Source organism: Bacillus sp. ChL18 (genome assembly GCF_026241425.1).
Lineage (GTDB): Bacteria > Bacillota > Bacilli > Bacillales > Bacillaceae > Bacillus > Bacillus velezensis.
The window spans coordinates 29786-43273 of sequence record NZ_JAPHWE010000002.1; the positions used below are offsets into that span (position 1 = coordinate 29786).

Here is a 13488-nt window from a genome sequence, read left to right on the forward strand (position 1 = left end):
GAAATGGGTTTCATGCTTTATAAATAGATTGAGAAAAAAAGGGAGGCGGACATATGCGAATTGAACATGCAGCGATATGGGTGAAAGATTTAGAACGAATGAAAGAATTTTATGAGACATACTTCGGCGCCAAGGCCAATGACCTTTATCATAATGAGAAAAAAGATTTCAAATCGTATTTTCTGACATTTGACTCTGGATGCAGGCTGGAACTTATGAAAAAAGGCGGCATTGATGAAGCTCCGTCACAGAATATGACCGGATGGGCGCATCTCGCATTTTCTACAGGCAGCAAGGAGCGGGTGAATGAATTGACGGAGACGTTTAAAAACGACGGATTTCAGGTTGTAAGCGGCCCGCGCGTGACGGGGGACGGATATTATGAGAGCGTGATAGAGGATGGGGAAGGCAATTTGATAGAAATCACGGTGTAACAGTGCGGGGGAACCCGCACTGTTTTATTGATTAAATTTGCTGTGCATTTGTTTTCGGGCCGAAGAGGATTAACAGAACGGAACATAGAAGCCAGCAGCCGCCGATGAACAAAAAGACGCTGATGTAGCCGAGCTTAACGGCAATAAATCCGACGAGCAGGGAGCCGAATATATTGGAAAAACGGCCGAGCCCGTACGCCAGCCCGCTCCCTGCCGAGCGATATTCCGTAGGATACGGCTCCGATGTATATGCGTATAAGTTTGAGGTGAAGATCCGTTCCGTGACGTTAACGACAAATCCAAACACAATAATCATGACGGGAATAAACGTCATGCCGTATAACAGTCCGGCAATGGCAGTCAGAAAAGCACTTGCGGCCAGAATCCATTTCCTTTGGAACGTCTCGGATATCATGGAACCGAGCAATGCGCCAAGCGGTGCGCCGACAGAGTGAAGCACATTATACCACAGCGTTTTTTCCATGGTGATGCCGTTGCTTTTCAGCAGGCTGGGCACCCATGAAGCAAAGCCGTAAAAGCCAAAGGTTTCCAGAATCCATACCGCTGACAGGATGATGGTGATCTTTAAATTCCTGCCCTGAAACAGCCCTAAGTAGCCTGCGTGCTTCACTGTATGTACTTCTGCCGCCTCTTTTGGCGCGGGAAGCGGGCCTTTTTCTTTCTCTGCACGTGCTTCAAGCCGGTTCATAATGGCGTTTGCCTGATCATATGCGCCCCGATTTTCGTGCCAGCGCGGCGATTCCTCAAGCCGGCGGATAAAAAAGAAATAAATGAGACCGGCCGCCCCCCATACGAATATGAGCCGCCACCCCCATGAGCCTAAAGGGATGACAAAAGCGGAAACAACGTTTGTAACGGGAACGCCGACCAGCCCGATCATGGCGCAAAGGGAGATGTATTTTCCCCGTACGGAGGATGGAAAAAATTCCGCCAAATAGCTGTTCGTCACAATCATGGCGGCCGCGACGCCGAGCCCGGTCAAGAATCGGAAAATCATTAAGGACGGAATATCCCATGCCAGCGCATTCAGAAAAGATGAGATCGAAAAGACAAGGACAAAACAATTCAGCGCTTTTTTCCTGCCGATCCGATCGGACAGCCTTCCGCCGATGGAGGCGCCTAAAAACATGCCCAGGAAGGATGCGGCCGTGATGTCGGCAATGGTGGACAGCTTCACGCCCCAATGCTCAATCAGCGCCGGAGCCACGTTGCTGAGCGTAAACAGATCAGCGAGATCAAAAAAATAGATGATTCCGAGAGCGGTTAATACTTGATAGTGCACACGTGAAATGGGGAGACGGTCTAATCGGTTCGCTACATTTGAGAATGTCTGATGTTTCATAAAAAACCCCCTGACTTTGCAATTGTGATCAGAAAATACTGTAAATTTATCTGACGAATACATTATAAAGGTCTTTTTTTGGCAAAAACAGAGTGTAAATAACCAGAGCCAAAGGAAACGGCATAGCGCTTTCTTCTTAAAATATATAACATTTCCTATATCTGTTTTTGTTTATATTGTAAAATGTTGAAGGAAAGGAAGTTGATGCATAAATATGAATACGTTTGTACGCCCAGCAGAGGGAAGAAATAGCGTATGGAGATATCTTCTTTCTCTGTTGGTCATTGTGGGTTTGTTCTTTTTCGGAAGCATACTGACCGTGTTTTATATGTTTCTCACGTCCGCTTTCAATCCTTCACTGACGATAAATTGGGATGAGGGGGCATTAAGTGACCCGCTGGCGGATATTTATTTACAGCATATCGTCTATTTCATTGCGATTCCGGGCATTTGGATAGCGGTTCGTTTCATTATGAAAAGGCGGTTTTTATCCATCATCACACCGAATCAGTCGCTGAACTGGAAGAGGATTTTCTTTGGATTCGGCACATATGTTGTGCTGATGTTTGTCGCGGGGCTGATTGATTTTACAATTCATCCGGATCGTTTCATGCTTCAGGAATTCCATGCTTCACGTTTTCTGCTGCTGTTAGCGGCGGCCGTCTTGTTGGTGCCGATTCAAACCTCTGCGGAGGAATTTCTCTTTCGCGGTTTTCTGCTTCAGTTCGCCGGAAAATTGACAGCAAACGCGGTAGTTCTGACGGTCATTATCGGCGGATTATTCGGCGCACTTCATTTCGGAAATCCGGAGATGGAAAATGGAGCTCTCTGGGCGGGAATCGGATATGTCACCATCGGCATGATCTGGACCTTTATCACGATTAAAACGGGCAGTATGGAGATGTCCCTTGGCGGTCACGCTGCCAATAATATGTTTTTATTTATCTTTCTCACAGAGGATCATTCGGTGTACGGCGGCATTCCGTCGATATTTACAACAGCAGCCGGCGGCTATGAAATATATGATTGCATATCGACTCTGGTGATCAATATCATCTTCGTATGGCTCGCGTTCCGTTTTGTGAAAAAAGAAAAGCAGCAGGCCGCCTAGGCTCTGCTGCTGATTTGTAAGGTGTTCATCGCTTCATCAATATCCGTCGTCGGCCTCCGGCAGGCGAAATTCTCGCAAATGTAGACCGTTGTCTTTCCGTCGATCATTTGATAACCCGCGGCAAAATCAGAAATGCCGACAAGCTCATCCGGATGTTCTGCGGCGAGAATCGTATAGGCGGGAGTGAAATGCTCCTGAAGCGCCTCAATGAAACGTTTTCTGTCCGGGTCATCTTTCCTTCCGAAAACAACAATTTCTTTTTGGGGCATTGTATGTGCCAGTACGCTTTGCATGAAGAAAGTGTTGCTGCTCGGATAGGCCTCTATTTCCCGTTTGAACACGGAAAACATCGCTTCGGCTTTTTCAATCAGTGATATATCACCCGTCAGGCGGCCGAGACGAAGCAGCTGTACGGCAGCCGCGCTGTTTCCGGAAGGCACGGCCCCGTCATAAACCTCTTTTTCCCTGACAAGAAGGGTCTCAGCATCATTCCCCGTAAAGAAGAAACCTCCGTGCCGTTCATCCCAGAACAGCTCCAGCATTCTTGTACATAACGTTTTCGCTTTCTGCAGATAAGACGGATTAAAACCCGCTTCATACAGTTCAAGGTAAGCCCAGATGAGAAAAGCGTAATCATCGATAAACCCTTTGTTTTTCACTTCGCCCTCGCGATAGCGGACCATGACGCGCCCGTCCGGCATGAGGTGCCGTTCGAGAAAGCGGATCGCTGTTTCCGCCATGCTGAGAAAGTCAGGCTCGTGAAATACCTTTGCGGCTTTTGCCAGCCCGGCAATCATGAGCGCGTTCCATGAGGTCAGCACTTTGTCATCTGTATGCGGATAGCTTCTGTTTTCACGGGCCTCCAGCAATTTTGTTCTTGCCTCTTCAAGGCGTTCGGCCAGCTCATGTCCGGTGAGGCCGGTCTCTTCGAGGATGGCCTCACGCCGCGTGAAAATGAGGTGCGGGATGTTTTCGCCTTCAAAATTGCCTTGATCTGTAATGTTATACACCTTGCAGTAAAGCGGGCCGAGTTCATCACCGAGAAGGTTCATGATTTCTTTTTTGGACCATATGTAATATTTCCCCTCACGGCCTTCGGTATCAGCGTCTAAAGCTGAGAAAAAGCTGCCGTCTTCGTGTATCATTTCCCGCTGAATAAACGTTACGATCTGCATCGCAATCTGTTTGTAGCGCTCATTACCCGTGACTTGGTAGGCTTCCGTATATGCGGTCAGGAGAAGGGCGTTGTCATACAGCATTTTCTCAAAATGCGGCACGAGCCATTCATTATCAGTCGAGTAGCGGGCGAATCCGAACCCGATGTGGTCAAAAATTCCGCCGTTCGCCATGCCGTCGAGTGTCTTGGTTACGCCGGCCAAAGCCTGTTCCTTGCCCGTATAGCTGTAGTAGCGAAGCAGAAACATGAGCATATGCGGCATCGGAAATTTCGGAGCCTGGCCGAACCCGCCGTACACCGTATCAAACCCGCCGGCCAGCTGGCGATACGTGTCATGAACCGCCTGTTCGCCAAGAATGCCCTCAGCCGGGTGAACCTTGACTTCAAGATGAGCGGCGGCGTTTTCGGCGATATCCTCGACATGCTGCCGGTCATTCGCAAACGTTTCGGACAGATGTTCAAGCACATCGATAAAGCCCGGGCGGTTAAATTTGCTCGTCTTCGGAAAATACGTCCCCGCATAAAACGGCTTCTGATCTGGTGTGACGAACACGTTCAGCGGCCACCCGCCCTGCCCCGTCATCAGCTGGCATACTCTCATATACACGGAATCCACATCAGGCCGCTCTTCACGATCAACCTTGATGGCTATGAATTTATCGTTTAACATACCGGCGATCTCTTCGTCCTCAAAAGATTCGTGGGCCATTACATGGCACCAATGACATGTGCGTGTAGCTACCCGAGCTAGCTATACCCAATAGATACGAGAACAGGTTTGTTCTCGCGTTTCGCTTTTTCAAATGCTTCTTCTCCCCAAGGGAACCAGTTTACAGGGTTATGAGCATGTTGAAGTAAGTATGGAGACTTCTCAGCGATTAATCTATTGGGTGTATTGTTAGTGGGCATGGGATCACCTTCTTTCACTTTTGCTATTGGTTGCTATTTTTACTTTACCATAATGGAGTTTAGTTTATACCTAATTAGATTATCTAGATTAGATTTTATTTACTCTTCTAAGGAATAACAGCCATATGTGCGCACAACTTTTTTGCAAAATCAAGACTTATAATTATTTGCTGTTTTTTGTAAAGTTGTAACTAATAAAGAAATAATGAAACAAACCTATAGAGGTTTAGTACAGATTTATAAGACGTTGATTATTTATACAGGAGGAGAGAATTAACAATGGTATATTTATATTTATTGCTCGCAATTTTTGGTGAACTTATTGGTTCCTCTATGCTCAAGGCCGCAGAAGGCTTCTCGAAACTTTACCCTACTATTGGTGCAATTATTGCTTTTATAGGTTCCTTTTTCTTCTTATCACTTGCAATGAAGTCCATGCCTTTGAATACCGCCTATGCAGTTTGGTCTGGTGTAGGGATTGTTGCTACTACAATAATTTCGATTTTGATTTGGAAAGAAAAAATTAACATTGCCAGTGTTACTGGGATTGTTTTGATACTTGTAGGAGTTGTAATATTAAACCTTTTTGGACCTGGTCATGGTGAAGCACATAGTGTTGAAAACGCAAGCGCTACGACACACAATGAAACTGATTGAGGTTTTAAAGTTTTATAGGTTTGATAGTGAGGTGTATAAAACCTCACTTTTTTATTTATATCATTTTTAGCTGGATTGGTTTTATTGGGAGTGGGATTACGTTGGACGTCGTGCAATCATCATTAACCCCTTAACGTGGTCTTACTTAATACTTCATATCAGTGGTACAATTAGGAAAAACAAGGGAGCTTGTATATGGAGATTTTAAGTGTGATTTTGCAGTTAGTATTAGTTTTTGTTGGCTGGTTTATAATTACTTATGTTAAAAAATTACCTGATCAAGTACATGCCAAAAATTTAAAAAAAATTGAGCACGATTTAAATACTCAGTTAGAAGAATTTAGAAATAAACTGACAACTGACCTAGAGTTAATGAAAATCAATGAAGCTCAGTTACATATTCATAAGACAGAAGAATTTGTGAGACTTATTAGGCTACTTGTTATGAATTTGACTGATAAAGATTATATAAATGACTTGACAACAAATGAAGAAGTTAAGAAAGAGCATAGTAAAAGCATGACTGAGTTAGGTTCTAAACTTTTTTTCTTTGCATCAGATGATACAGTTAAAAAGTTTGTTGAGTATAGAAAGCAATCTTTAAAAATAAAAGGTGATAAGCCCACAGAAGCTGAAAGATTAATAGTCCTTTTGGGTGAACTAATGGTTTTAATAAGAAAAGATTTGGGATACAGTCAAACAGAATGTGATAAGAATGATTATTTACATATCTTGTTGAATGATTGGGATAAGTATGAACAAAAATATAATAATTGAGGATAACTTTTGTTATCCTCTTTTTATTTTTTAAATATCATGTCAAGCCTCGAAAGTATTACTATTGCCGCAAAAAAAAACGCAATCAGATTGCTTGTGTGTAGCCAAAATGTACCCTTTTACATTAAGAATTGTAAATGGCTAATTGATCTGACATAATACAATTAATGTAAATATTCGAATAATTTTGTAAATCTGCGGGGTGAGATTTTCTTGGATCATACATCTATAAAAAAAGAAAGGATTCCGTATGAAATTTTAATATCTAAGTTGAATTCATGGTATACCACCATAAAGAAAAATATGATTGAAGAAGCCCAAAAGAAGAAGTCGGAAATTGAATCTCTTTTAGAAGAAGTCGAAATGAAGCAAGATGTACTCCTATATTATCAACTTTTAGATTTTAGACATGAACTAATGCTAATTTATTTGAGATCAAAAGATGTTGAAGAAGTTAGAAATACTTACGAAATTTTGAAAGAAAAAGAAGGCAGTTTGTCAAAAATGCTTGAGTATTATTTCTTCTTTTTCATGGGAATGTACGAATTCAGAAGAAAAGAACTTGTTTCTGCAATAAACGCCTATAGTTTAGCTGAAACCAAATTATCAGAGATTGAAGATGAGATTGAACGTGGAGAATTTTATTTTAAAGTATCAGAAGTATATTACTATATGAAACAAACTTATTTTTCACTGAGTTATGCAAAGAGAGCTATAAAGATATACCAGAAATTTGACATTCATGATGAAAGAATACTTCATTGCAGGTTTATCGTTGCTGGAAACTTAATTGATACTTTAAATTACAATAGTGCAATTAAGGAATTGAAAAAAGGATTACAGGATGCTTTTAAAATCGGAAAAAAATATCTTATTGCAACATTTCATATGAATTTAGGTATCGTTTATAGGAGTGTTGGTCAATATGATTTGTCGATTCAAAATCTCATGAAGGCATTGCAAGTCTTTCAAGAGGAAAAGCATATTTTTATGTCTAAAACTTTATTTAATTTGTCTCATGTATTAGCCCAAAAAGGGGAAATGAATAAAGCGTTTCTTTATTTTGAACAAGGAAGTGCCATTGCTATGCGTAACAATGATTATGAATACCAAGCCAAATTCAAATTGTTAAAGGGATTATATTTTTCCGATGAAGATGTTTCTTTGATTAATGAGGCCTTAGATTACTTTCAATCAAAGAAATTATTTGCTGATATTGAAGAATATGCTCATGAGGTTGCAGAGTTTTATTATGAAAAAGGAAATTCTTCACTCTCTAACGAATATTATCGTAAGGTAATAGCAGCCAGAAATGAAATTCGAAAAGGGGAGATTATTCATGAAGAAAAAAATGATTGCCTTGTCGATGACGATTTTAATGGGGATGACAATACTGGGCTTATCCTTTAATTCAGATACCTTTGGTCATCAAGCTAAATCTGAAAACGTAATTAGTATTGCATCAGATCGGCTTGGAAGCTAAAGTAAACCCACTCGTTTTTCGTGAGTGGGCTTTTTTTCTTTATATAGAGATTTCGCATACATGATTAATTCCTGTTTCCATTCGGTTTCTTGACAGAAGTTTCAATTGTGAGTGTTTGTGCTGTATGACATGTGTAGGTAGATTGAAGAAAGATGCTAGTTGATGAATTGTTAAGTTTTGTATTTCGAATAAATGTTCTTTTAATAATTTGTCCGGAAGTAACAATTCAGAAGCGAATATATTTGCTTGGTGTTCTAACTTGTCTTTTAAGACAACGGAGCAATTAGCCACTTTAAAAGCATTTAAATTTTTGTGGAGGAAATAATGTCCTAGTTCGTGGGCTACAATGAATTTTTGGATTGTTTGGTGCGTTAGTTTTTCATTTGTATGGATTATATAACGATTTTCTTCTTTAAGATGTTGAAGTAAACCTTCGGCTTGTCCTAAGTTGTTCTTGGTTATAATTATATTTAGTTGTTCGCAAATTTCATAAACATCATTAGTTCCGTAACTTAACAAGATTAACTGTACTTTATGTTTTATGTTTTTGCTCGTATAAATTGGTATCACTCTTTCCTCTTTAATTCATCAACAAGCTTTATTCCATTTTTTAATGCCTTCTTAATTAGAAGGGCTGTTTCTTCGTCGAACTCACCGTCATTTTTAAAGAGTAGTGTATCCTCATCTTTTAGCTCCTCAATTACTTCATTAAATGTTTGGGTCAATTTTGAAGCTTTATTGTTGCTTTCAATGGGGGCTTTACCTACTAAATAATCAGTTGAAACATTATACAGGTCGCTTAATTGCTTTAATGTTTTTGTGTCTGGATCACGAAAATCTCTTTCATAATTAGAAATGACTTGGTTAGAAATGTTAAGTTTTTGAGCAACTTCAATTTGAGAAAGTCCACGTTTTTTTCTCGCTTCTTTTAATCGTTTTCCTAAACTCATTTTAATTCGTCCAATCTACAGAGAGTTTATTTTTATCTTATCACCACTAATTGTAACCAAGCTAGGACTTATCTATTATCTTTTCGATAAGTTTATTATTGTTGTTGACTTAAACTTAACGCATAAATATAATGGTTTTACACCTATTATATGTAATATAAGGTTTTGCATTGAAATTAAAAAAAGCTTATTGATTTTATGCAAAAAGTTTAATTTTGTATTGACTTAAACGTATAGTTTAATTATAATTAACTTATAAACGAAAAGACGAAAAAGGCAGAAAAGGAGGGAGTTGTTTGAAAGAATTTTTAACTGCTGAAAACATCCAAAACATTTTGGGGGTAGGGCAGGCAAAAGCATATCAAATCATTAGGGAATTAAATAAGGAACTCAAACAAGAGGGATACAAAGTTGTTAAAGGAAAAGTCAGCCGTGCCAGATTTGAAGAGAAATATATTTATAAAACAACGGGGTGAGTGTCATCGGTTTAAACCAAACTCATTTGTTTATGAAAGAAGCTGTTCCGTTGGCCAGACAAATGGAAGGTAATTGGATAGCGCGAATGAAGATTGCTCTTAATTCGGTCATCATAAATCATTATTTAAACCTTCCGTTAACAAATGAAAATGTTAATGAATTACTGCGAAAAGGCGTTTCATATCGCAGGATATGTAAGCATTATGGCATTGGAAGAAAAGACATTGAAAAACTGCGGCAATCATCCATAGTGTGACGTTATATACCACTATAGGGAGCCGTTAAGAATACTTTGAAGGGGGGATGCGATGAAAATAAGAGTGAATGCAACAATCATTACTGATGTTGAAGCTTTAAAGGCTGATAAGGATTTGAATCATTTTAAAGACTATGCCACTTGTGAAACATTCGTTGTTGAAGCTGATAATTATTTGAAGGCTAATAAAGAAATATCTGAGCTGTTAAAAGGCTGGGATTGGTGGTGTATCTGGTCTACTCGTCCATTGAGTAAGAAGGAAAACCAAGTGTTTACTTTGTATAACGATGATCTGTATAACTTATGTCGCTAGGAGTGTTTGTTCTTTGAAAACTACATATAAACAAAAAAAGCGCCTTGACGAATAATCATCAAGAACGCCGGAAAATAAAAACTAGACACTTTTATTATACGGTATTCTTGTTGAAATGTCATGCGTGAGTATTTGAGTGATGAACAGCAATCACTTTAAATGCTGTAGCAGGCTAGAATAAGCGTGCGGAATAGCTGTAGTCAGCTTGATGGCTATAATTAGCCTACTAGGTTGCCATGAGGGCGTAAAGCCGTTAGCAACTGATAAGCGCCAAGATGGATACAGAACCGGAGCGAATCCAAAATATAAAATCGAAATTTAACGATCTTTTGAAAATAAATAATAAAAAATGAAATGGGGATATGAAAAATGAACTTAAACTTTATTGTACCGGATATCAATATGACTTTTGGAGACATGAAATTCATGGGACTTAACAAAGAAAGATATGTTTATGATCGGGAAAACAATAAGCGTACTGACGTACTGGAATCTAGGGTTTATAACATTGCTAGTGCTGTCCAAGGTGGTCAAATTGAGGTAACTATTCCTGAGTATGCTGGGGCAAAAGAAATTCCTCCTTTTGCAGATATTGAGTTGAAAAACCCGAAAATTAGCGCTATGGCAACTAGTCAAAGGGACTCAACCTTTGCCAATGTGATGTGGAAACTTGAAGCTGATGATATTGTTGTAAAAGGCGGTTCTTCTGTGAAACCTGCGGCGGCAACTAGTGGCAATGATAAAAAGTAATATGCTCTCTTTAAGCTATAGGGTGTAGGATGATAAAAAAACTTTTTGAAACTAAAACAATGCGTTCAATAATTGTGCGTGTTGTTTTATGGATTGTATTCTTTGTGTTTTTCGCTTGGTATCGTAAGCCAGTGGGATGGTTGCCTTTTGATATTTTCATCACCGTTTTTGTGTCAATCTGTATATTTGCTATGTTTGGTGGTCAGTTTTTAATCATGGATATAATGAACTTATGGTGTGAGAAAAAGAAAACTAAACGTTAGGAGTGTGTTATCCATTTCTGGGCTTAAGTCGATGCTTTGGAAGTATAGGGGGAGGCGAATCCGCCCTTACATGAGAAACAACGTAAAATTAGCAGGCGCAATGATATTTGTGCCTGTTTTTTTGTTATCTATGTTTCTCTTTTGGAAAGATCAACTTCTTCACTTTGATGTATTTCAAGTGATTCATCACTTTGAATTGAATGTACCTTTGATCGTTAAAAGTTTAGTCTGCTCATTGGCTGTTGGTATTGGAAGTGTGTATGTTGCCTGTTTAACTTTTAATGGACCCTTTAAAAGGTTAAAGCACAGGCAGATGCTTGCAAGAATGATTTTCTCTAACAAGTTTTATGAAAAAGATCATGTGAAGGTTAAAAAGCTATTCTCAAATGATACAGGGACAAAGGAAAAAATCACGTATTTTCCTAGGATGTATTACCAAGTTAAAAACAATCACATTTATATTCGTATTGCTATGGATATGAGCCGTTTTCAGAATCGCTTCCTAGACTTAGGAAAGGATTTAGAAAACGGCTTGTTTTGTGACTTGGTTGATAAGCAAATGGAAGAGGGATTTGTCTGTTTCAAGTTACTGTATGACGTAAGTAAGAATCGTATATCTATAGATGAAGCTGTCGCTAAAGATGGTGTTCTGCCATTAATGAAACACGTCTCATGGAAGTTTGATAAATTACCTCACATGCTCATATCCGGTAGCACAGGCGGAGGGAAAACCTATTTTATGTTGACTGTCATAAAAGCGTGTGTAGGACTTGGGGCAGATGTGAAAATCTTAGACCCGAAAAATGCTGATTTAGCAGACTTGGAAGAGGTGCTCTCGAAAAGAGTCTATTCGCAGAAAAATGGCATCCTTATGTGTCTAAGAAAGTCGGTTGATGGCATGATGGAACGAATGGATGAAATGAAGAAAATGCCCAATTACAAGACTGGTGAAAACTACGCCTATTTAGGGCTAAAACCTGTCTTTATCTTCTTTGATGAATATGTGGCATTTATGGATTTGCTGGATATGAAAGAAAGGAATGAAGCCTTATCATACATGAAACAATTGGTTTTGTTGGGGCGTCAAGCGGGTTATTTTCTTGTTTTAGGGGCACAGCGACCAGATGCAAAATATCTAGCTGATGGGATACGAGATCAATTTAGCTTTCGTGTTGCTCTTGGCAATATGTCTGATACTGGCTATGGGATGATGTTCGGTGACGTTGATAAAACATTTATGGAAAAAGACGTGAAAGGTCGAGGATATGCCTATGTCGGCACAGGTTCAATATTAGAGTTTTACAGTCCAATTGTGCCAAAAGGATATGATTTTATGACATCTATTAAAAATGCGCTGGTTGGAGTCGAGGGAGCGCAGGCGACGGCAGTCGCCAGCGGCAGCGTAAGCGACCAGACGGCCAGCGGCGAAGGAGTGAGCGAAGCGAATGGATGAGCTAAAACAACCCCCCCACGCTAACAGGGGGGTAGTAATCGTAAATGAAGAAAATGAAACTGTTGAAAATCCTTTAATATCAATGGTTGACTATATTCGAGTCTCTTTTAAAACTCATGATGTTGACCGAATTATTGAAGAGGTTCTTCACCTTAGCAAAGACTATATGACTGAAAAACAATCTGGTTTCTATGGCTACGTTGGCACGTACGAACTGGACTATATCAAAGTCTTTTATTCTGCGCCGGATGATAACAGAGGTGTTTTGATAGAAATGTCCGGTCAAGGTTGCCGTCAATTTGAATCCTTCTTGGAATGCCGGAAGAAAACATGGTACGACTTCTTTCAAGATTGCATGCAACAAGGCGGTTCGTTCACTCGCTTTGATTTAGCTATTGATGATAAAAAGACATACTTTTCTATACCACAACTGTTAAAGAAAGCCCAAAAGGGCGAATGTATTTCACGATTTAGAAAATCGGATTTCAATGGCTCCTTTGATCTATCTGATGGCATTACAGGTGGAACGACAATATATTTCGGTTCTAAAAAGTCAGAAGCGTACCTTTGCTTTTATGAGAAAAACTATGAACAAGCAGAAAAGTATAACATTCCGTTAGAAGAACTAGGCGATTGGAATCGTTATGAATTGCGGCTTAAAAATGAACGTGCACAAGTGGCTATAGATGCTTTATTGAAAACAAAGGATTTAACCTTAATCGCTATGCAGATCATTAATAACTATGTAAGGTTCGTTGATGCTGATGAAAACATCACTAGAGAGCATTGGAAAACGAGCCTTTTTTGGTCTGAATTTATAGGTGATATCGGGAGACTTCCTTTGTATGTCAAACCACAAAAAGACTTCTATCAGAAATCAAGAAACTGGCTTCGCAACTCTTGTGCCCCCACTATGAAAATGGTGCTTGAAGCTGATGAACATTTAGGGAAAACCGATCTATCAGATATGATTGCAGAAGCTGAACTGGCAGACAAACACAAAAAAATGTTAGATGTGTTTCTTGCTGATGTTACTGATATGGTCGTTTAAAAAACAAGCTGATAAATCTTTATAAACACAGGTGATGCGATTAAACGTATGTGTCAACGGTACC

At 39.6% G+C, this 13488-nt stretch carries 18 protein-coding genes; 13 read left to right on the forward strand and 5 right to left on the reverse strand.

Features of this window, described 5'->3' with window-relative positions; all coding sequences use genetic code 11:
• Window positions 1-53: 53 nt before the first annotated feature.
• Window positions 54-434, forward strand: a complete 381-nt coding sequence (locus OQ477_RS11105) for a VOC family protein (protein WP_265972472.1) — start codon at window positions 54-56, stop codon at window positions 432-434.
• Between the two features lie 31 nt (window positions 435-465).
• On the opposite strand, the gene OQ477_RS11110 is transcribed toward OQ477_RS11105, so the two are convergent.
• Window positions 466-1797, reverse strand: coding sequence for an MFS transporter (locus OQ477_RS11110; RefSeq protein WP_265972474.1), 1332 nt, complete (start codon window positions 1795-1797; stop codon window positions 466-468).
• 214 nt (window positions 1798-2011) lie between these two features.
• Between OQ477_RS11110 and OQ477_RS11115 the strand changes: the two genes are divergently transcribed.
• On the forward strand, window positions 2012-2908 hold the full coding sequence (locus OQ477_RS11115) for a CPBP family intramembrane glutamic endopeptidase (protein WP_265972476.1): 897 nt from the start codon (window positions 2012-2014) through the stop codon (window positions 2906-2908).
• On the opposite strand, the gene OQ477_RS11120 is transcribed toward OQ477_RS11115, so the two are convergent.
• Together OQ477_RS11120 and OQ477_RS11125 are read right to left on the reverse strand one after the other, a co-directional pair.
• Complete coding sequence (locus tag OQ477_RS11120; protein WP_265972478.1) at window positions 2905-4794, reverse strand: thioredoxin domain-containing protein; 1890 nt, start codon at window positions 4792-4794, stop codon at window positions 2905-2907. The two genes, OQ477_RS11115 and OQ477_RS11120, sit on opposite strands and share 4 nt — an antisense overlap.
• A gap of 38 nt (window positions 4795-4832) precedes the next feature.
• Window positions 4833-4994 (reverse strand): DUF255 domain-containing protein, encoded by a 162-nt coding sequence (locus tag OQ477_RS11125; protein WP_088680211.1) that lies wholly within the window; start codon window positions 4992-4994, stop codon window positions 4833-4835.
• Between the two features lie 279 nt (window positions 4995-5273).
• On the opposite strand from OQ477_RS11125, the gene emrC reads away from it, so the two are divergent.
• The 3 genes from emrC to OQ477_RS11140 all read left to right on the forward strand — a co-directional run bounded on the left by emrC (window position 5274) and on the right by OQ477_RS11140 (window position 7838).
• Complete coding sequence (gene emrC, locus OQ477_RS11130; protein ID WP_265972481.1) at window positions 5274-5651, forward strand: multidrug efflux transporter outer membrane subunit EmrC; 378 nt, start codon at window positions 5274-5276, stop codon at window positions 5649-5651.
• Between the two features lie 195 nt (window positions 5652-5846).
• Window positions 5847-6428, forward strand: coding sequence for a hypothetical protein (locus OQ477_RS11135; protein WP_257182299.1), 582 nt, complete (start codon window positions 5847-5849; stop codon window positions 6426-6428).
• Window positions 6429-6641: 213 nt separating this feature from the next.
• Window positions 6642-7838, forward strand: a complete 1197-nt coding sequence (locus OQ477_RS11140; RefSeq protein ID WP_323054507.1) for a Rap family tetratricopeptide repeat protein — start codon at window positions 6642-6644, stop codon at window positions 7836-7838.
• A 112-nt stretch (window positions 7839-7950) separates the two neighbouring features.
• On the opposite strand, the gene OQ477_RS11145 is transcribed toward OQ477_RS11140, so the two are convergent.
• Window positions 7951-8481, reverse strand: a complete 531-nt coding sequence (locus OQ477_RS11145; RefSeq protein WP_257182298.1) for an ImmA/IrrE family metallo-endopeptidase — start codon at window positions 8479-8481, stop codon at window positions 7951-7953.
• Window positions 8478-8861 carry a helix-turn-helix domain-containing protein gene (locus OQ477_RS11150; protein WP_019716391.1) on the reverse strand — a complete coding sequence of 128 codons (384 nt, stop codon included), beginning with the start codon at window positions 8859-8861 and terminating at the stop codon, window positions 8478-8480. The genes OQ477_RS11145 and OQ477_RS11150 overlap by 4 nt, the downstream gene beginning before the upstream one ends.
• 296 nt (window positions 8862-9157) lie before the next feature.
• On the opposite strand from OQ477_RS11150, the gene OQ477_RS11155 reads away from it, so the two are divergent.
• The 8 genes from OQ477_RS11155 to nicK all read left to right on the forward strand — a co-directional run bounded on the left by OQ477_RS11155 (window position 9158) and on the right by nicK (window position 13424).
• The gene (locus OQ477_RS11155; protein WP_017418449.1) at window positions 9158-9337 is read left to right on the forward strand and encodes a hypothetical protein; all 180 of its coding nucleotides are present in this window, start codon (window positions 9158-9160) and stop codon (window positions 9335-9337) included.
• 32 nt (window positions 9338-9369) lie between these two features.
• Window positions 9370-9594 (forward strand): hypothetical protein, encoded by a 225-nt coding sequence (locus tag OQ477_RS11160; RefSeq protein WP_373692319.1) that lies wholly within the window; start codon window positions 9370-9372, stop codon window positions 9592-9594.
• 52 nt (window positions 9595-9646) lie between these two features.
• A complete protein-coding gene (locus OQ477_RS11165; RefSeq protein WP_257182296.1) occupies window positions 9647-9907 on the forward strand; it encodes a hypothetical protein in 261 nt (86 codons plus the stop codon).
• A gap of 205 nt (window positions 9908-10112) precedes the next feature.
• Window positions 10113-10229: a hypothetical protein gene (locus OQ477_RS11170; protein WP_129138121.1), complete on the forward strand. Its 117-nt coding sequence runs from the start codon at window positions 10113-10115 to the stop codon at window positions 10227-10229.
• Window positions 10230-10276: 47 nt separating this feature from the next.
• Window positions 10277-10657 (forward strand): helicase processivity factor HelP, encoded by a 381-nt coding sequence (helP, locus tag OQ477_RS11175; RefSeq protein WP_087614343.1) that lies wholly within the window; start codon window positions 10277-10279, stop codon window positions 10655-10657.
• Window positions 10658-10686: 29 nt separating this feature from the next.
• Window positions 10687-10920, forward strand: a complete 234-nt coding sequence (locus tag OQ477_RS11180; RefSeq protein ID WP_257182295.1) for a hypothetical protein — start codon at window positions 10687-10689, stop codon at window positions 10918-10920.
• Window positions 10921-10951: 31 nt separating this feature from the next.
• Window positions 10952-12373, forward strand: coding sequence for an ATP-binding protein (locus tag OQ477_RS11185; RefSeq protein WP_265973216.1), 1422 nt, complete (start codon window positions 10952-10954; stop codon window positions 12371-12373).
• A complete protein-coding gene (nicK, locus tag OQ477_RS11190) occupies window positions 12366-13424 on the forward strand; it encodes a DNA relaxase NicK (RefSeq protein WP_265972486.1) in 1059 nt (352 codons plus the stop codon). The genes OQ477_RS11185 and nicK overlap by 8 nt, the downstream gene beginning before the upstream one ends.
• Window positions 13425-13488: the final 64 nt, after the last annotated feature.